Source organism: Haloflavibacter putidus (assembly GCF_006546625.1).
Taxonomy (GTDB): domain Bacteria; phylum Bacteroidota; class Bacteroidia; order Flavobacteriales; family Flavobacteriaceae; genus Mesonia; species Mesonia putida.
Window position 1 is genome coordinate 132,871 of record NZ_VIAR01000004.1, and the last position, 17,681, is coordinate 150,551.

Below are 17,681 nucleotides of genomic sequence, written 5' to 3' on the forward strand. Positions count from 1 at the left end.
TTTTTCTAATTATATTCCTTTTTTATACGGTCTAAACGGCGTTTGCTCTCGCGATCTTTTATGGTTTCGCGTTTGTCATGTACTTTTTTTCCTTTTGCCAATCCAATTACAAGTTTGGCAAGGCCGCGATCGTTTATAAACAACCGTAGAGGAATAATAGTTAAACCAGATTGGGTTACTTGCTTTTCTAATTTGCGTAATTCTTTTTTGTTGAGTAAAAGTTTACGTTCTGTTTTTGGGTTATGGTTAAAATGCGTAGCGTGCGAATATTCTTCTACGTGCATATTTATTACGTAAAGCTCGCCTCTGTGAAACTCGCAAAAACTCTCTGCAATACCGGCTTTTCCTTGGCGGATAGATTTAATCTCTGTGCCGGCAAGTTTTATTCCCGCGGTATATTTGTCTAATATTTCATAATTAAACCGCGCTTTTCTATTTTTTATATTGATTTTATTTTTATTCATAAAAATAAATTGCTGCTTCTAGATTATTTACTACAAATGTAAGCCACATTCTGTTTTTGGACTATTGTTCCAACGTCCCGAACGATCTTCTCCGGGCACCGTGCAATGCGTGCAACCAATAGAATTATAACCTTCTGCCACCAAAGGATGAAAAGGTAAATTGTGTTTTGCAATATAATTATCACGTTCTTCTTTGCTAACGTCTACCAGCGGATAAAATTTTAAAATATCGCCGCGCTCTTCAAAAATATCTAAACTAGCTCTATGGTCGCTTTGCCACTTCATTAATCCGGAAACCCAAACATTGTGCAATTTTTTTACTTTTTCTAAAGGTTGCACTTTATTTACGGAACAACAAAAATCTGGATTGGTTTTCCAGGTTTGATTTTTTGTGGTAAAATCGTGCTCTTCTTTGGGCGCTCTAATAGATTTTACTTTTAATCCATACTGTTTTTCTAATTGATTTTTATAGGCCAAGGTGTCTTTAAAATGATAACCGGTATCTATAAATATAACTTCTTGGTTTTGATTTATATCAGAAAACAGTTTTAATAAAAATGCTGAGGTGGCCGCAAAACTGCTAGTTAACATAATCTCGGTTTCCTCAAAATCTTTGTATAAGTTTTGTATACGTTGGCAAGGTGTTAAAGGTTTGTAACGTTTATTAAGCTGTTCAATTTGACTGGAAGAAAAGCGGCGTTTGGTAATAACCAGTTCTTGCATAAAGCGATTGTTTTAAAATCTAAAGTTAAACAATTTTGGGATTTTTTTAGGTTTTAGATGGTTTTTTTGGCGGCATAGGACCACGCAAATGAATTATAAGCCCGTCTAAGAAATTCCGTAAAAATTGATCGCCACATTCCATATACTTAGGATGGTCTTCTTTTCTGAAAATTGCACCCAATTCGGCTTTGCTTACTTTAAAATCTACCAGTTCAAAAATTTTAATAATATCGTCATCACGCAATTTATGCGCTACTCGTAATTTTTTGAAAATATCGTTGTTTGTTAATCCCATAATTGTTTTGTGTGTTCACAAAAATACTATTTTAATCGCGTTTATCCGGTAGACTTTTGTAAAGTTCTTCTATACGTTTTCTGTCTCCAGAATTATTTATACTAGCCATAGCGTCTTCTTTTAAGAGTTTTGCCTCGTTTACTAAACTATTGTGGTAGATTTTGTTGGGAGTTTGCTGCAACAGTAAATATTTTAACATAGTAAATAGTTTTTGCACGCAGGTCATGTCGTGTTTGCAGTAATTACGATAACTCAGCATTACTTGGTAAAGCAATTCTTTAAAATTTACGGTATTTATATAGATTAAAGATTGGTGGTCGCTTGATAAAATAGTATCATCGTTTTTTTGCATTCGTATAGCAAATAACTCGGTTAAATAATCTATTGTGTTAATAGCCGTTCCTGGATCGTTGATGCCCGGAGACATTGCTTTAACACCAATTTCGGTTATTTGTTTGAAGGCTAATGCATAATTATCTTCTACAAATTCGCCTCTAGAGAAGTTAAAATTCGATAAAATATTGGAGACCATATCATCGTCTATCTTCTTATTTACTTTAATAAGTGGTATGCCCTTTAAAACAAATATTCCTGGTATAGGTAAAACTCTTATTTTTAAATCGTTTTCTAGACAAATGTTCTTTAGGTTAACACTGGTAAAAGTTTGCAAATAACCGGTTTCTTGACTATAATAGTTTTGCCAATTTTCTGTTTCCGGAAAGCTCGGAGCTTCCTCATTTTCGCGGTCTATTATGCCCTGCAAACGTCTTTTAGCCTTGGTGTAAATGTTATCTAAAATGTTGTTCACCTGAATAGATTGCGAGATAGAATGTATAAAATATAAAAAAGCAAAAAAGCATAACACTGTTAAGATTATACCTAGAAGAACAGAAAAACCCGGTAATTGATACTTGTCATCTTCTCTAGGGTTAATGCCAACTAAAGTAAAAGTGTTATAAAGAATTGTAGCTAAGTACAGCCCTAAAACATATTGGTGGTTACGTTTAGAAATAAGTCCCGGCAAAACCCGAGGAGAGAAATTGCTGGCGGCTTGGTTAAGCAAAACCATTACCATAGAAAAACTAAACACCATAATAGAAATAATGCCGCCAGTTAAAAAGCTAAGCAAGGTTTTTGCTGTGTCTGCATTGTTTATAACTAACTCCGGCACTTGTTCTATAATAATAGTAGAGATGCCTTTTTTCTCAAGAAAGAGCATTAGCATAGCAAAATTAAAGCCCATAAAGCTTAGAAAAGCTGGGTAAAAAGCAATATTACCTTCTATGCTATGAAAAAAGCTGAGAAATTTATGGTAAAGTGTTTTCATCGGTTGGTTTGTAACGGACAAATTACTAAGATTATTTATGATAGAAATCTTTTATCATAAAAATTTTATATAGATTTTTTGACAAAAAGGCAGTATGTTTTAGCTCTAAAGCGACAAAAAGTCATAAAGTTAGGATTGGTATTTAAATTGCTATTGAGTTAGTGAACTTGAAAACAATAACATAAAAATATAAACATTATGAGCTTAGTAAAAAGAACAAACAATTGGTTACCAAACATTTTTGACGATATGTTTAATAATGATTGGATGGATGAAAACTCTAATTTAGGAAATCTTGGTATAAATGTACCGGCGGTAAATATTCACGAAAGTGAAGACGCTTTTAAAGTAGATGTTGCTGCGCCCGGTAAAACAAAAGGAGATTTTAATATTGAGTTAGACAACAATGTGTTAACTATTTCTGCGGAAGAAAAGACCGAGAATACAGAAGAGGAAAAAGGAAAAATAACTCGTAGAGAGTTTAGTTTTAGTAAATTTAAAAGAGCCTTTACCTTACCCGATACGGTAGAAAATAACGAGATTTCTGCCAATTACGAAAATGGGGTGTTAACAATTAATTTGCCTAAAAAAGAAGAGGCAAAAGTGCAAGCCAAACGAATGATTGAGATTTCATAAGAGTAGTTAGTTGAATTAGTTAATTGGCTTAACACGAAAAGAGGTTGTCCTAAAGCTGTATAAAGACTGAATTTTTCAGAATTTGCAGCGGTTTAAGACAACCTCTTTTCCTATTAGCTAAACTAATCATTTACAATAATTTGTTTATTGAACTATTGATTTTACAACTACAAACGAAGAAATAGCATAGTAAGCGACTTTCTAAATAAAACATTGGCTAATTAAAGCTGAACTAAGCTGGTTTATTATAAGAATTAAAAGCTTCTAGTTACTTTATTGGTAGTGTATTTTTGAGAATTCTTTAAACTAGAGGTTCGTCGGTTTGGTATGCTTCCAGCGTTTATGTGTCCATAAATAATACTCGGGTTGCTGGCGTATTTGTTTTTCTAGCTGGTTAAAAAAAGCTTCTGTGATTGCTGGTTCTTCAAAATCTTTGGGGTTTTCTGTTAAAGGAATAAAAGATGCCTCATAAAACCCTCTTTTTACCTTTTTTACTTTTAGATAGAGTACGGCAAAATCGAGTTTTTTCGCCATCATTTCCGGACCTGTAAAAACCGGGGTTTCTAGGTTCATAAAAGAAATCCAAGCTTTTATCCGGTTTTTTTTTGGCGATTGATCTGCAATCATATAGTAATTTGCCTTTTGGTTGTTTTTCTTATTTCTAACCATGGTAGGAATTACTTCTTTACTGCTAATTAAAGTAGTTCCCAAATTGGCGCGTATTTTCTTAATAAGCTTATCAAAGTAGGGATTTCTTATTTTTTTATAAACCGCATAACTTTTGTTTTGGGTTTTATAAAAATTAATAGCTGTTGCCCACTCATAACTGGCATAATGCCCACAAACTACAATTATTCCCGGATGTGTTTTTTCTAAGTCTTTAAAAACATCCATATTGGTGTAAACAAAACGTTTCTTTAATTGTTTATGCGAAATAGAAAGGGTTTTTATCATTTCTAAAAACATATCGCATAAATGCCTATAAAAGGCTTTTTCTATTTTTTTTAGTTCTTGTTTATTTTTATTGGGCAATGCTCGCTGCAAATTGCTTTTAACTACTTTTTTACGGTAACCTTTTATGCGGTAAAGCAAGATGTAGGTGAAATCTGCAACCAAATAAAATAAAGGAAATGGTAATTTAGAAACCACCCATAAAAAGGGATAACTAAGGTAAAAAGACAGTTTTTTCATATACAGCTTAAAACGCAAATATAACTTTTAATACATATTTTACTAAAATTGTAGATTTTAATTTAAACTGTGTTTCCAGCGCTTATGTGTCCACAAATAAAACTCCGGCTTCTTGTTAATCTGTTTTTCTAAATATTCAAAAAACTTATCGGTAATAGCATAATCAGGATATTCTTTGGGATTATCTGCCAGCGGTATAAAAGAGGCTTCATAATACCCGCGTTTTACTTTTTCTATGTGTAGGTAAGTAACTGCCAAATCTAAGCGTTTGGCAAGGCTTTCGCTTCCCACAAAAACCGGTACTTTTTTGCCCATAAAATAGCGTTGGTACTTGCTCTTGCCCGCTTTTGGTGCTTGGTCGGCAATCATTCCGTAACTACCTAACTCATTTTTAAAGTTATTTTGCACCATGGTTTTTGCTACCGTTTTGGCATTGAGTAAAGTGGCATTGTACCTTCCGCGTATTTTTTTAATAAGACGATCAAAATACTTGTTTTTAATTCTTTTGTAGGCACCATAAGTTTTATAGGTTATTCCGTAAAAAGGTAAAGCAACTATCCACTCGTAACTGGCATAATGCCCTAACATTATAATATAACTTTTGTTTAAGCTTTCTAATCGTTTTATTTCTTGCGGATTTTTTATCACAAACCGCTTTTTTAAGGCCTTATTAGAAATAGAGAGCGTTTTTATCATTTCCAGAAAAATATCGCAGAAATGTTTATAGAATTTTTTTCTTATTTGTAAAAGTTCTTTCTCGCTCTTTTGAGGAAAAGCCATTTGCAAATGTTCTAGCACTACTGTTTTTCTATAACCCAAAACATGATACACCACAACATAAATAACGTCTGAAAGTGCGTAAAGCAACCTAAACGGTAATATAGAAATAAGCCATATTACCGGATAAAGCAATAAGAAACCTAATCTTTGCATTCGGGAAGAAAATTTTTGACAAAGATATGCTATATTTGAGCGTTTACAAATCTACTTTATGGCAAACATAGAATTGGTTACTATTATAATTATTGCGGTTAATGCCTTGTTTTCTCTAAAAGGTTTTAACGACCGACTTTTTTTTGAAAAATACAAATTTAACATCGCGGCTATAAAAGGCGGACAACAAATAAGAATGTTGTCTTCTGGGTTTTTACATGTAGATATTACGCATCTATTTGTAAATATGCTTACGCTGTATTTTTTTGCAAATGTAGTTTTATACAATGTGGGTACGCTTGGTTTTTTTGTAATTTACTTTGGTAGTTTGGTGTTAGGTAACCTGTTTTCTTTTTACTTTCATAAAGACGAACCGCATTATACGGCAGTTGGTGCCAGTGGTGCGGTTATGGGAATTTTATATTCGGCTATTTTGCTTAATCCGGATATGATGCTGGGGTTGTTTTTCTTTATTCCTATTCCTGCTTATCTTTTTGGAATTGGTTATTTGCTTTATTCTATTTATGGAATGAAAAAACGCTTGGGCAACATTGGTCACGATGCGCATTTTGGTGGTGCAATGGGTGGTTATTTTATTACCCTTATTTTAAATCCGTCTTTGTTTACCGAACATTTATTGATGGTTGTCTTGCTTATAATTCCTATAATTCTACTTTTTGTATTAAAGAAAACCGGGCAGATTTAAAAGTTTGGTACTTTTATTGAAAGTTTAAATAGAACTTAAAAACAAAAAAATATGAAAAAAGCAGGAATTTTAATCGCGTTATTTTTAGTAAGTATAGGCGTTTCTGCCCAAAATAAAACAGACCGACCGGGAATTAGCGTCAACGGAATTGGCATTGTAAACGTAACGCCAGATCAGGTTTTAATAAATGTTGGAGTATCGCACGAAGGCGATACCGCCAAAGAGGTAAAAAATAAAACCGATAAAGATATAGATGCTGTTTTAAATTTTTTGAAAACAGAAAAAATAGCTTCCAAAAACATAAAAACAGAATATCTTAATCTTAATAAACGCTACGACCACAGCTCAAAAAGTGATCGTTTTTATGCTTCGCAAAGTATTTCTATAAAGTTAGAAGATATTACTAAGTACGAAACTGTTATAAGCGGTTTAATGCAATCTGGTATTAATCGTATAAACGGTGTCGCGTTTGAATCTTCTAAAATAGAATTGTATAAAACCCAAGCCCGTAAAAAAGCCATTCAAAATGCAAGGGAGAAAGCAGAAACTTATGCTGACGCCTTGCAACAAGAAGTAGGCAAAGCATTCCGCGTAAGCGAAATGAATAACTATAATGGCGGTTCGCCGGTTTATAAAGCTATGCAAATGGAAGCAAATAGCAGCAGCGGAAATCAACGAAATACGTTGGCAGTAGGCGAGATGGAAATAAAAGTAGAAATAGCGGTAAGTTTTATTCTGCGTTAAAAAATAAAAATCATTCAATAAAAAAAGCTGTTTCTGAAATTTCAGAAACAGCTTTTTTTATTTAGTGCAAAGAAGAGCTTTTTAGGCTTTCTCTAATAATTCTTTTACTTTGTTTTCTAAAGCATCACCTCTTAAATCTTTTGCTACTATCACGCCATTTTCATCTAAAATATACGTAGCAGGAATAGAACGAATGCCGTATTGAGAAGCAATTGGTCCTTTCCAGTATTGTAAGTGCGAAATTTGTGGCCAGGTTAAACCATCGTCTTCAATAGCTTTAATCCATTTGTCTTTAGCATTATTTTTGTCTAAAGAAACACCAATAATGTTTAAACCTTTGTCGTGGTACTTGTTATAAAGTTTAACAATATTAGGATTTTCTACCCTACAAGGTTTACACCAAGAAGCCCAAAAATCTACAATGGTTACTTCGCCCATTACATCTTCCAGAGCAATTTCTTTTCCTTCTGGATTAGGTCCAGAAAAGCTTGGCGCTTTACTGCCAACTGCAGTAGCGGAAACCTTGTCTAATGCTTCTTTAATTTGTTTGCCTAACGAAGTGTTTTTTACATTATCGCTAAGGCCGCTGTACAAATCTTTAATTTCGTTAGAAGGAATACTTTTAGAGTTTAACATATCTGAAAGTGCTAAAAGAGAAACCAAAGAGTTTGGATTGTTTTCTATAACCTCTTTGCGCTTTTGCATACTTTCATCCTGAATTTTGCTTTGCTCGGCTCTTGCTTCTTGCATAACCTTTGGGTCTTTTAGCATTTCTGGATTGCTGTATTTTTGACTTAAAGCACGCATTTTGTTGGCGTCTTCTTCTAAAACGCTTACGTATTTGTTAAAAACCTCGTTGTTCTCGCCACCATTTACTTTAGAAGCGCGCAAGCTGTCTTTATAAACTTTAGCTGTTAAATCTTCATTTTCGTTTATAAACAACATATTGCCTTGTACGTTTTCTATACGTAGAAAGTTAAGCGTTTGAAAATCTACTGTTGGTAAATCTATCGTAAATTTATTTTGGTTTACACTTACAGTGTCTATTACTTCAGGACTACCTTTATCGCCCAATACAGAAAGATATACTTGGGTGCCATCTTCTACATTTAAGGTTGTAGCAGTAAGTTGTGGACCGTCACTATTATTTTTTTCTTGACAAGAAAAGGCTATGAAGGCCAAAAAAAGAATACTTAATTTTTTCATTTTTGGTTTAAATTTAATTGCAAAAATAAATAACTTGTATGGCATTGCCTACCTAAAAATCTAAAATATTGTTAATTTTGCCGCAAATAGAATAAAGAAGCTTTGTAAGCTTTATTTTGCTATCTTAATAAGGTAAGGTATATATGTTTGAGATTGAAAAAGATTTTCCGTTTAAAATTGAAATAAGTTTTAAAAAAGTTATTGAAGCGTATCAAAAACGAGCGCAAGAAGAAACAACGCCAATTGCAAAAAAGTATTTGGAAGAGATCTTAATCTATATAGGAGATTACCCTAAGTTGGTAGATGGCATAGACTCTAAAAAAGAACTGGAAAAGCATAAAGAACCTATTGGCATATTGCTAGACGATCTTTTTCCTAATGTACTTACCAACAACGAGATTAAAGCCGCTTCTATCCCGCAATCTAATTTGATATTTAATTCGTCTAAGCGTTTTGATGAAATTTTAAAAGATGCCGGCGACGATTTTGAACTTAGCATCCGTAACCAAAATCAAGATTCTAATTATGTTTATGCGTGTTTACTTATTTTAAATCATTATTACGAGTTTGAAATAGATTTTACACGTCCGCTGTATTTTGATATTCCTGATAAACAGGGAATTATGAAACATTACAGACTCTCTGTAAACGCAGACTTTGTAGAGTTTGAACCTTCCGATAAGGCAGTAGAGATAAGCAAAAAAGATTTGGGACGTTTGCTGCAAAACACAAACAATGTAGATTTATGGCGAGAGAAATTTCCGCCGCAGAGCTGGACATTTAAAGGTTTTTTAATTTTAAATCTTACAGATGTTACAGTAGACGATGGTATTTCAGATCTAAAAACGCAGCTTATAAGTAACAATGTACCAGATAAAGATAATGTAAACTACCTAACAGAGATTTTTCGATCTATATATAAAATAAGCGATTTACGCGTGGGCTTTTCTATGTTTAACGAAAAGGAAGGCTTGCTTTACAAAATGAACAAAGGCGAGATAAATAGCTTTATTTTAGACGGCGATGATGTGCGCGATTGTAAAAAAGTGTTTTGCGAAAAATCTTACGAAAATTTAGTAAAAGAGCATAAATATTTTTCTATTGCCAGTGTAGAAGATTATGCTTTACGGAAAGAAAACAATTTACTTTCTGAAAATTTATTGGCCAAAGAAGTCAAAAGTTGCATTTTGGCTCCAATGGTTAAAAATAACGAATTATTGGCTGTTTTAGAATTGGTTTCTTATCGTAAAAACGAATTAAACAGCATTAATGCCGTAAAATTAGACGACATTATACCTTATATTGTAACGGCAGTAGAACGCTACCAATCTGAGTTTGAAAATCGTATAAAAGCGGTAATCCAAAGCGAATGTACTTCTATTCATCCAAGTGTTTTATGGGTTTTTGAAGAAGAAGCCAAGCGTTATATAAAAGATTTAGAAGTAGACGGCGTTTCCAGCTTTAGAGATATTGCTTTTAAAGATGTATATCCGCTTTACGGCCAAATAGATATTGTAGGATCATCAGACGAGCGTAACTCTGCCATACAACGCGATTTGCTCAAACAATTAAAAATGATTATTGGCATTATCGATAAAGCTTACGAGCTGGAAGAATTGCCAATTTACGATCAAGTAAAATTTAGAATTAGAGAGTTTCGTAAAAGTTTAAAAGAAAATCTAAACGCATCTAGTGAGCAGCGTATTATAAATTTCATCTTTAAGGAAATTAATCCTTTAATTGAGCATCTTAGAAATCAAACACCGGCTTTAAACGAGCTTTTAAAAGAATACGAAGCTTGTTTAGATAGTGAAAGTGGTGTGATTTATCACCATCGTAAAAATTATGATGATAGTGTACAGCGTATAAACCGTACTTTGGCGCGTTTTATAGATAGAAAACAAGTAGATGCACAAAAAATATATCCGCATTATTTTGAACGTTATAAAACAGATGGTGTAGACCATAACATATATATTGGCGAAGAAATGACGCGCAAGCCATTTAGTATAGTTTATTTGTACAATTTACGTTTGTGGCAATTACAAATAATGTGCGAAATGGAAAATAAATTTTACCATTTGCAAGAAGGCATGCCATTAACTTTAGATGCAGCTTCGCTAATTTTGGTTTTTAATTCTACATTATCTATTCGTTACCGTATGGATGAGAAAAAGTTTGATGTAGATGGCACGTATAACGCGCGTTATGAAATTATTAAAAAAAGAATTGATAAAGCCTATATAAAAAATACCGAAGAGCGCGTTACACAAAAAGGAAAAATAGCCATTATCTATTCGCAAAAAGCAGATGAAAGAGAGTATTTGCGCTACATAAAATATTTACAAAGTAAAAAATACCTTGGTGAAAATGTAGAGTTGGTAGAATTAGAAGACGTGCAAGGCGTTATTGGCTTAAAAGCAATTCGTGTAAATGTTCTTTACCACGCAGAAACGGGCGATAATCAGCAAAAAACTTTTACCTACGAAGATTTAATGAAAGAATTACATTAACGCAAAGGCCACAACAAAACTAACCACCGAAATAATTATACCGGTCATAAAAATAGTGTAAGTCCAACGTAAAATTTTATACTTTCTGTGCAAGACTACACCTAAGAGATACAAATCTTTCGTGAGCGATTCGTAGATATAATCGTTGTCTTTTAAAATCTCGTTCATTGCCCAGTTGTACTGATCAAAAGGCATTTTATGAAAATTGCCAAAAAACAAGATGTTTACTTCGCGCTTTTTTACTTGCTCTCGCGTAAACTCGCCACTGGTTACATTAGGTCGCGTAGACATTATAGATAATATTATAGAAGCAACGCTAAAGCAAACCAAAATTAATGTAGGAATAATTAAATGCTTGTTAGAGTCTGCATCTAATTTAGGAATAATATTAGCCAAGGCCAACGAGATAATAATGGCATTTACAGAAAGCAAAATGTTGGCTTTGGTGTCTGCAATATCACTCAATTTAATATGATTCCGTAAAGTGGTTCTATACAAAGTTTGTACACCACGATCTGGATTTTCACTTTTATATTTTGCTTTTAACTTTGCCTTGGTTTCTTCTTTCTCAAATTTTTTACGTTGCTTTTTTTGTTTTTCCAATAAGAGTAAAAGATTTTCATCTTTTTTAGGTTTCCATTCTTTTGTAGCATAATCGCTATAAAAATGGTGCTCTTCTGTAAACATACGTATGTTTTCATTAATCCATTCGTATGGACTATAAAAAGCTATATTGTTTAATTTGAGCTCTTGCCGTAAAAACTCTGTAGTGTCTTCAAAATAATCTTTGGCTAGATGGCCGGAGTCAGCATCTTTTATTATTTCTTCTAATTTTGTATTTGGTTCAGCGTTTACTTTAGTAGCCAGGATACAATTTTTAACCTGTTCTATAACATCTGGTTCTTCGTTATTTTCTTCCAAAAAAGCTGTAGCAATTTTTACACTTTCTTCTTCGTGACCTTTGGCTTTTTTTGTGTAACCCGTGTCGTGAAGCCAAGCAGAGAGCAGTAAGACCTTTTCCTCTTTAACATTAATTTGAGAATTTTCAATTAATTCTTTAGTATTTTTAACCACACGTTGTGTATGGTTATAATTATGATAGATAAAGGTATTGTCTAGTTTTTCTTTAAATAAATCAAGTACAAATGTATCTACCTTTTCTAAGGCTTCACTCTGTAGTATATCGCTGCTCATAAAAATAACGCTTTATTTAATGCCAAAGTACAAAAAATCGGGTTCCAAAATATCTATATGAAAAAAAATAACATACTTCTAACACTTCTAATAACCGCAATTATAACTGGTTGTGCAAGTTATAAAGTTAAAATAAGAGATGGGGAAGCTACAAAAAATTTTGATTATCCTTATCAGAAAAAATTAGATAAACGTTTTTTGGTTATAGGAGATGCTGGTTATTCTAAACCCGGTGGCTCTTCTGCCGGTTTACAGGCATTTAAACATTTTGTAGATTCTATAGAAACCCAAAATGCAATGGTTATTTTTCCTGGAGATAATATTTATCCTGTAGGAATGCCAAGCAAAGACGACCCCGGACGAGCACAAGCAGAATATAGAATTGATGCACAATTAGACGCGTTAGAAAATTTTGATGGAAACGTACTTTTTATTCCGGGTAACCACGATTGGTATGACAATGGTATAAACGGTTTAGAAGAACAACGCGACTATATAGCAAAATACTTAAAAGACGATAATATTTGGGAACCAACACCCGGTTGTGGTTTAAATATAAAAGATCTTTCAGAAGATATTACCATGATCGTTCTTGACTCGCAATGGTATTTAACCAACTGGAATAAACATCCAACCGTTAATGATGATTGTCCCGAAAGAAAAACACGAGAATCTGTTTTAGAAGAGCTGGAAACAGAATTAAAAAAAAGCCAGAACAAAACGGTAATTATTGCAGTACATCACCCGTTATATACCAACGGCGTGCACGGTGGTAACTATCATTTTGATAGGCATTTATATCCTTCACAAAAGAAAATTCCCTTGCCAATTTTAGGTTCTTTGGCTATGTTAATTCGTACCACCGGTGGTGTTTCTATTCAAGATGCGCAAAACAAAAAATACAAAGAAATGGTGCAACGCCTAGAAGCCATTTCGGCACCTTACAATCGCGTGGTTTATATTTCTGGGCACGAACATAACTTACAATATATTATTCATGATAGCGTACACCAAATAATTTCTGGTTCCGGCTCTAAAGAAACTTTTGCTAGTTTGCGTGATGATGGCGTTTTTGCCTATTCCAAGCAAGGTTTTGCTGTTTACGATGTTTTTAAAGACGGTTCTTCCTGGGTAAGTTACTACGGAAGCATAAATAACAAACCAAAATTGCTGTTTCAAACAGAAGTTTTTAGCGGACCAAAAACCTATGATTTAAGTAAATTACCAGATGTTTACAAAATGCCAGAAATTGTAGAAGCATCTATTTACGAACCCCAAAAAGCAGAAAAGGGAGCGTTATACGAAAGTGTTTGGGGTGACCATTACAGAGACCTTTACGGAAAAAAAATACAAGCAAAAGTTGCTATTTTAGATACTTTATATGGCGGGTTGGAAGTTATGCGCGCCGGCGGAGGACACCAAACAAAATCTTTGCGTGTAAAAGACAGTTTGGGTAGAGAATACAACATTAGAGCTTTAAAGAAAAGTGCGCTTCAATTTATTCAAACCGTTGCTTTTAAAGATAAATACGTGCACAATAAATTTGAAAATACAGTAGCAGAAAATGCTGTTCAAGATTTTTATACAGCTTCACACCCGTATGCGTTCTTGAGTATTCCGGTACTTTCAGAAGCGGTAAATTTATACCATACCAATCCCGAAATTATTTATTTACCTAAACAAAAAGCTTTAGGGAAGTACAATCAGAATTATGGCGATGAATTGTATATGATTGTCCAGCGCCCCGAAGAAAACTGGTTAGAATACGAAGATTTTGGCTCACCCAATCACGATATTCAAAGCACGGCCGGTATGTTTGATCGTCTTCGTCGGGATGAAAAATATTCTGTAGACGAAGCAGAATATATAAAAGCAAGGGTTTTTGATATGTTAATAGGAGATTGGGACAGGCATAAAGACCAATGGCGCTGGGCAGAATTTGAAGATGCTTCTGGGAAACGAATTTTTAAACCCATACCACGCGATAGAGACCAAGTCTTTTCTAATTTTGATGGTGCATTTTTTGCAACCTTGCGGGGTCTAACAGGCTTTGGGAAGCAATTTGGTAAATATGATGAAAAGCTTCCGGGCATTGCTTGGTTTAACTCTGCCGGCAGAGGTTTAGACCGCGCGTTAATTCAGAATAAAGGAAAAGAAGAGTGGATTAAACAAGCAAAATTTATTCAGCAAAATATTACCGATGAGGTTATAGAAAAGGCTTTTACAAAACTACCCCCAGAAATACATGAATCTTCTAAAGATATCATCAAAAAATTAAAAGGAAGAAGAGATAATATTGTAAAAATTGCCGAAAGATATTACGATAATTTCGCAAAACTAGCTATTGTTACCGCCACAGATAAAGACGATTTTCTAGATGTAACACGTTTACCGGATGGTAAAACCAATATAAAAATCTGGCGTAATAAAAAAGGAAAACGTAAAGATTTGGTAAGCGATAAAACCTACTTAAAAGAAGAATCCAAAGAAATATGGCTTTACGGTTTAGATGATGACGATACGTTTACCGTAAAAAAAGAAATTGGGGCCAACAATTATATATTTATGCGAATTATTGGAGGGCAAAACAATGATATTTATAAAATTGAAGATCCAAAAAAACTAAAAATATACGATCATAAATCTAAACCAAATACCTTTACGGAAGCCGGAAAAGCCAAGTTGCGTTTGTCTGATAATTATGAACAAAATGTGTACGATAAAGACAAGCGCATTTTTAGTACCAGCGCAGTTATACCGGGTATTGGCTACAATCCAGACGATGGTTTTAAAATAGGTTTACAAGCGGTTTTTACCAACAATGGTTTTAAGCGCAATCCGTTTACTTCGCAACATCGTTTTAAAGCTGGTTATTATTTTGCTACAGATGGATATGACTTAAGTTACCGGGGCGAGTTTGCCAGAATTTTAGGAAGTTTTAACCTAGTAGTAGGCGCTAATTTTACTAGCTATAATTTTTCTCAAAACTTTTTTGGTTACGGTAATGAAACAAGTAATCCAGAAAATGCTTTAGGTTACTCTATGGATTATAACCGGGTGAAAATTAGTCATATTGGTGCCAATGCCGGTTTTGTGCAAGAAACAGATTATGGTAGTACATTTGAGTTTATGGGCTCTTTTAAAAGTGTAGAAGTAGAAGAAACCCCCGGAAGGTTTATCACTGACAATTACAGTATAGCAAATACAGATTTTCACCAGCGAAAATATTTCTTTGGAGTAGAAGGAGCCTACCAATACGAAAGTTACGACGATATATTAAATCCTACTCAGGGAATGAATTTTCGTTTTGCCCTTGGCGGAAAATTAAATACTAAGAATACGGAGTCTTACTATGGTTATATTAAACCTTCGTTAGAATTTTATAACGCACTTATAAGAAGTAGAAAACTGGTTTTACGGTCACAAGTACAAGCCCAATTTAACCTGGGTGACGATTATGAGTTTTATCAGGCTGCAGTGTTAGGGGGTAATTCTGGTTTACGCGGATTTAGAAAAGAGCGATTTGCCGGAAAATCTGCACTTGCTTTTAGCGGCGATTTGCGCTACAGTTTAGGAAATATTAAAACAGCATTTTTACCTTTTCAAGTTGGTGTATTTGCGGGAGGAGATTTGGGTAAAGTCTGGATGCCAAACGAAGATAGTAGTCGTTGGCATAACGATTACGGTGGTGGTATCTGGATAAATTCCGCGGAAGCGATAAATGGTACTTTTAGCTTATTCAACAGTACAGAAGGTTTACGTTTTAGCTTTGGGTTTGGTTTCCGATTCTAATCGAAAAATTAATGTAAAGATTCCGTGGGGATAGGAAAAAATTTAAATAAAATATCCTTGGATTAAGTAAAACAAGAAGCAGTAAAATAGCTTACTTATTCTGTGTTTTTTTGGAAATGTTAATGGTTTCGGTCTTTAATTGATTTTTACCAAAATCTAAGGTTCTAATTGGAAATGGAATATTGATATCGTTTTCATCAAAAGTTTTTTTGATGGCTAATATTGCTTCGTGTTTAGCAAACAAAATGTCTCGTTGTTTGCTAACATCTGTCCAAAAGCGAATTACAAAATTTATAGAACTGTCTCCAAATTCTGTATAGGCAAATTCTACTTTTTCTTCACCTTGCGGAGAAAATTTGTCTTGAACTGCTTTTAGAGCTAACTTTTGCACCTTGGGTAGATCACTTTCATAACCCACTCCAACCTCTAAGAAAACTCTAGATCTTTGCGTGCGCGAATAATTCTTAAAAGTATCTTCTACAATTTTAGAGTTGGGAATTACCACATGATTATTGTCCGACTCTTTTATAACAATATTACGTAAATTTACTTCTAAAACTTCACCCGCATAACCGTTGGTTTCTACCCAATCTCCTATGCGTATTTCGGGCAGAAAGCTTAAAATAATACCGGAGACGGTATTGTTTAAAGTTCCTTGCACGGCAAAACCAACCGCCAAACCTAAGACACCTGCCGCTCCTAGAACAGAGGTGAGCATTTTATCTAGGTTTAAGATATCTAAGGCCACAAAGAAACCTATACCTATAATAATTACTTTTATAATCTTAATTATAATGAACCTAACCGAGTGTTGAATATGACGGTGAATTAATATCCGGTTAAGTAATTTCCCGATGTATTTAGCAATAACTATAAAAAGTATAAAGACTAGTATGGCCAAAATAAAATTTGGCAGATTGAGTACAATCGAGTCTACCCAACCTGCCATTTTATCCCATAAACCTTTAATAGAATCTGAAAGGTTAAAGGGTTCTGTTTCTGTATCCTTCTGTATTAAGAGGAAGTTTACCATCTATTTTTGATGTGTTTCTTTGGTTTTCATAACCCAAGCATCCAACATCCAACTTGTTTTTTCTAATTCTCTAATGTAAGCACCAATTAAATCTATGGTTCCTTCATCTTGACCTTCATCTGCGATGTTTACAACTTTTCGCATTTGTTGTAATAATCCTTTATGGTCTTTTAACAAGGTGTGAACCATTTCTTTATCGGTTAAACCGGATTCTGACTCTTCTAGGTTAGTCATTTTTAAGTAATCACTCAGATTGCTGGTTGGTTCGTGACGCAAGGTTAAAATACGCTCTGCAATTTCATCTATTTTTAGTTTTGCATCATCGTACATTTCTTCAAATTTTTCATGTAGATAGAAGAAACCTTTTCCTATCACATTCCAATGGAAATTACGCAACTTTTGGTAATATAAATGGTAATCGGCTAAAAGTATGTTTAATTCGTCTACAGTCTTGCCAGTTTTTCCTTTATCTAAATCTAAATAGCTCATAGTTTTTATTTATTGTTTTTAAAATTTCTATTCAAAAATACAATAGTATTGCAGTTTTTCCAAGTTTTAAACGGTCTTTAATATAACTTTAACGACTGCATTTTACTGGGTATCACGTTGCAACTTTTTTAAGATGGTTCTAGAAATTTGTCCGCTATACGCGCCATAAGCATCGGTCAAAAGACCTTTTGAGCCATTGGAAGTAGTAATGGCATAAAGCACCGAATTATCGGCAGGGTTGCTCATACCTTCAAACCGAAAAACACGATCTACCTCAAACTCATCTGCCGTGTAGCGTTTTTTCTCTTCTTTATCTTCCAAATATTCGTCAATAAGGTTAAAATCTTTGGTGTAACCTTCATTTTTTAATTTTTCAATTGCTTCAGACAATGTTCCGTAATTTTTCATGGTAATAGTTTTTATTGAAAATACTAT

The 17,681-nt window shown here is 33.7% G+C and carries 16 protein-coding genes; 5 read left to right on the forward strand and 11 right to left on the reverse strand.

Going from position 1 to position 17,681, the window contains the following annotated elements; all coding sequences use genetic code 11:
- Positions 1-5: 5 nt before the first annotated feature.
- Genes smpB through FKR84_RS05635 form a run of 4 tightly spaced genes read right to left on the reverse strand, consistent with a single transcriptional unit; the run spans position 6 to position 2,809 of the window.
- Positions 6-464 carry an SsrA-binding protein SmpB gene (smpB, locus tag FKR84_RS05620; protein WP_141421321.1) on the reverse strand — a complete coding sequence of 153 codons (459 nt, stop codon included), beginning with the start codon at positions 462-464 and terminating at the stop codon, positions 6-8.
- Between the two features lie 30 nt (positions 465-494).
- Positions 495-1,187, reverse strand: coding sequence for a phosphoadenylyl-sulfate reductase (locus FKR84_RS05625; protein ID WP_141421322.1), 693 nt, complete (start codon positions 1,185-1,187; stop codon positions 495-497).
- Positions 1,188-1,233: 46 nt separating this feature from the next.
- On the reverse strand, positions 1,234-1,482 hold the full coding sequence (locus tag FKR84_RS05630) for a DUF1456 family protein (RefSeq protein WP_141421323.1): 249 nt from the start codon (positions 1,480-1,482) through the stop codon (positions 1,234-1,236).
- Positions 1,483-1,513: 31 nt separating this feature from the next.
- Positions 1,514-2,809, reverse strand: coding sequence for a DUF2254 domain-containing protein (locus FKR84_RS05635; RefSeq protein WP_141421324.1), 1,296 nt, complete (start codon positions 2,807-2,809; stop codon positions 1,514-1,516).
- Positions 2,810-3,007: 198 nt separating this feature from the next.
- On the opposite strand from FKR84_RS05635, the gene FKR84_RS05640 reads away from it, so the two are divergent.
- Positions 3,008-3,445 (forward strand): Hsp20/alpha crystallin family protein, encoded by a 438-nt coding sequence (locus FKR84_RS05640; protein ID WP_141421325.1) that lies wholly within the window; start codon positions 3,008-3,010, stop codon positions 3,443-3,445.
- 306 nt (positions 3,446-3,751) lie between these two features.
- Here FKR84_RS05640 and FKR84_RS05645 read toward each other — a convergent pair whose 3' ends face one another.
- On the reverse strand, positions 3,752-4,636 hold the full coding sequence (locus FKR84_RS05645; RefSeq protein ID WP_141421326.1) for a lysophospholipid acyltransferase family protein: 885 nt from the start codon (positions 4,634-4,636) through the stop codon (positions 3,752-3,754).
- A 57-nt stretch (positions 4,637-4,693) separates the two neighbouring features.
- Complete coding sequence (locus FKR84_RS05650) at positions 4,694-5,569, reverse strand: lysophospholipid acyltransferase family protein (RefSeq protein WP_141421327.1); 876 nt, start codon at positions 5,567-5,569, stop codon at positions 4,694-4,696.
- 58 nt (positions 5,570-5,627) lie between these two features.
- Between FKR84_RS05650 and FKR84_RS05655 the strand changes: the two genes are divergently transcribed.
- Both FKR84_RS05655 and FKR84_RS05660 read left to right on the forward strand, forming a co-directional pair.
- Positions 5,628-6,275 carry a rhomboid family intramembrane serine protease gene (locus tag FKR84_RS05655; protein WP_141421328.1) on the forward strand — a complete coding sequence of 216 codons (648 nt, stop codon included), beginning with the start codon at positions 5,628-5,630 and terminating at the stop codon, positions 6,273-6,275.
- Between the two features lie 51 nt (positions 6,276-6,326).
- Positions 6,327-7,019, forward strand: a complete 693-nt coding sequence (locus tag FKR84_RS05660) for an SIMPL domain-containing protein (RefSeq protein ID WP_141421329.1) — start codon at positions 6,327-6,329, stop codon at positions 7,017-7,019.
- A gap of 81 nt (positions 7,020-7,100) precedes the next feature.
- Here FKR84_RS05660 and FKR84_RS05665 read toward each other — a convergent pair whose 3' ends face one another.
- The gene (locus tag FKR84_RS05665) at positions 7,101-8,225 is read right to left on the reverse strand and encodes a TlpA disulfide reductase family protein (protein WP_233357676.1); all 1,125 of its coding nucleotides are present in this window, start codon (positions 8,223-8,225) and stop codon (positions 7,101-7,103) included.
- Between the two features lie 143 nt (positions 8,226-8,368).
- Between FKR84_RS05665 and FKR84_RS05670 the strand changes: the two genes are divergently transcribed.
- The gene (locus tag FKR84_RS05670; protein WP_141421331.1) at positions 8,369-10,738 is read left to right on the forward strand and encodes a GAF domain-containing protein; all 2,370 of its coding nucleotides are present in this window, start codon (positions 8,369-8,371) and stop codon (positions 10,736-10,738) included.
- Here FKR84_RS05670 and FKR84_RS05675 read toward each other — a convergent pair.
- On the reverse strand, positions 10,730-11,932 hold the full coding sequence (locus FKR84_RS05675; RefSeq protein WP_141421332.1) for a Pycsar system effector family protein: 1,203 nt from the start codon (positions 11,930-11,932) through the stop codon (positions 10,730-10,732). The two genes, FKR84_RS05670 and FKR84_RS05675, sit on opposite strands and share 9 nt — an antisense overlap.
- Before the next feature lie 57 nt (positions 11,933-11,989).
- On the opposite strand from FKR84_RS05675, the gene FKR84_RS05680 reads away from it, so the two are divergent.
- Complete coding sequence (locus FKR84_RS05680) at positions 11,990-15,724, forward strand: metallophosphoesterase (protein WP_141421333.1); 3,735 nt, start codon at positions 11,990-11,992, stop codon at positions 15,722-15,724.
- A gap of 91 nt (positions 15,725-15,815) precedes the next feature.
- On the opposite strand, the gene FKR84_RS05685 is transcribed toward FKR84_RS05680, so the two are convergent.
- From FKR84_RS05685 to FKR84_RS05695, 3 genes are all read right to left on the reverse strand, one after another.
- A complete protein-coding gene (locus tag FKR84_RS05685) occupies positions 15,816-16,757 on the reverse strand; it encodes a mechanosensitive ion channel family protein (protein ID WP_141421334.1) in 942 nt (313 codons plus the stop codon).
- Positions 16,758-17,246: a Dps family protein gene (locus FKR84_RS05690; RefSeq protein ID WP_141421335.1), complete on the reverse strand. Its 489-nt coding sequence runs from the start codon at positions 17,244-17,246 to the stop codon at positions 16,758-16,760.
- A gap of 102 nt (positions 17,247-17,348) precedes the next feature.
- Complete coding sequence (locus tag FKR84_RS05695) at positions 17,349-17,654, reverse strand: phosphoribosylpyrophosphate synthetase (protein WP_141421336.1); 306 nt, start codon at positions 17,652-17,654, stop codon at positions 17,349-17,351.
- Positions 17,655-17,681 lie beyond the last annotated feature (27 nt).

What these genes read in the sequence shown, in the direction of transcription:
- FKR84_RS05640 (WP_141421325.1), top strand. Translation starts at nt 3,008, where the DNA reads ATGAGCTTAGTAAAAAGAACAAACAATTGGTTACCAAACATTTTTGAC.
- FKR84_RS05665 (WP_233357676.1), bottom strand. Translation starts at nt 8,225, where the DNA reads ATGAAAAAATTAAGTATTCTTTTTTTGGCCTTCATAGCCTTTTCTTGT.
- FKR84_RS05675 (WP_141421332.1), bottom strand. Translation starts at nt 11,932, where the DNA reads ATGAGCAGCGATATACTACAGAGTGAAGCCTTAGAAAAGGTAGATACA.
- FKR84_RS05695 (WP_141421336.1), bottom strand. Translation starts at nt 17,654, where the DNA reads ATGAAAAATTACGGAACATTGTCTGAAGCAATTGAAAAATTAAAAAAT.
- FKR84_RS05655 (WP_141421328.1), top strand. Translation starts at nt 5,628, where the DNA reads ATGGCAAACATAGAATTGGTTACTATTATAATTATTGCGGTTAATGCC.
- FKR84_RS05630 (WP_141421323.1), bottom strand. Translation starts at nt 1,482, where the DNA reads ATGGGATTAACAAACAACGATATTTTCAAAAAATTACGAGTAGCGCAT.
- smpB (WP_141421321.1), bottom strand. Translation starts at nt 464, where the DNA reads ATGAATAAAAATAAAATCAATATAAAAAATAGAAAAGCGCGGTTTAAT.
- FKR84_RS05670 (WP_141421331.1), top strand. Translation starts at nt 8,369, where the DNA reads ATGTTTGAGATTGAAAAAGATTTTCCGTTTAAAATTGAAATAAGTTTT.
- FKR84_RS05685 (WP_141421334.1), bottom strand. Translation starts at nt 16,757, where the DNA reads ATGGTAAACTTCCTCTTAATACAGAAGGATACAGAAACAGAACCCTTT.
- FKR84_RS05680 (WP_141421333.1), top strand. Translation starts at nt 11,990, where the DNA reads ATGAAAAAAAATAACATACTTCTAACACTTCTAATAACCGCAATTATA.
- FKR84_RS05625 (WP_141421322.1), bottom strand. Translation starts at nt 1,187, where the DNA reads ATGCAAGAACTGGTTATTACCAAACGCCGCTTTTCTTCCAGTCAAATT.
- FKR84_RS05635 (WP_141421324.1), bottom strand. Translation starts at nt 2,809, where the DNA reads ATGAAAACACTTTACCATAAATTTCTCAGCTTTTTTCATAGCATAGAA.
- FKR84_RS05650 (WP_141421327.1), bottom strand. Translation starts at nt 5,569, where the DNA reads ATGCAAAGATTAGGTTTCTTATTGCTTTATCCGGTAATATGGCTTATT.
- FKR84_RS05690 (WP_141421335.1), bottom strand. Translation starts at nt 17,246, where the DNA reads ATGAGCTATTTAGATTTAGATAAAGGAAAAACTGGCAAGACTGTAGAC.
- FKR84_RS05660 (WP_141421329.1), top strand. Translation starts at nt 6,327, where the DNA reads ATGAAAAAAGCAGGAATTTTAATCGCGTTATTTTTAGTAAGTATAGGC.
- FKR84_RS05645 (WP_141421326.1), bottom strand. Translation starts at nt 4,636, where the DNA reads ATGAAAAAACTGTCTTTTTACCTTAGTTATCCCTTTTTATGGGTGGTT.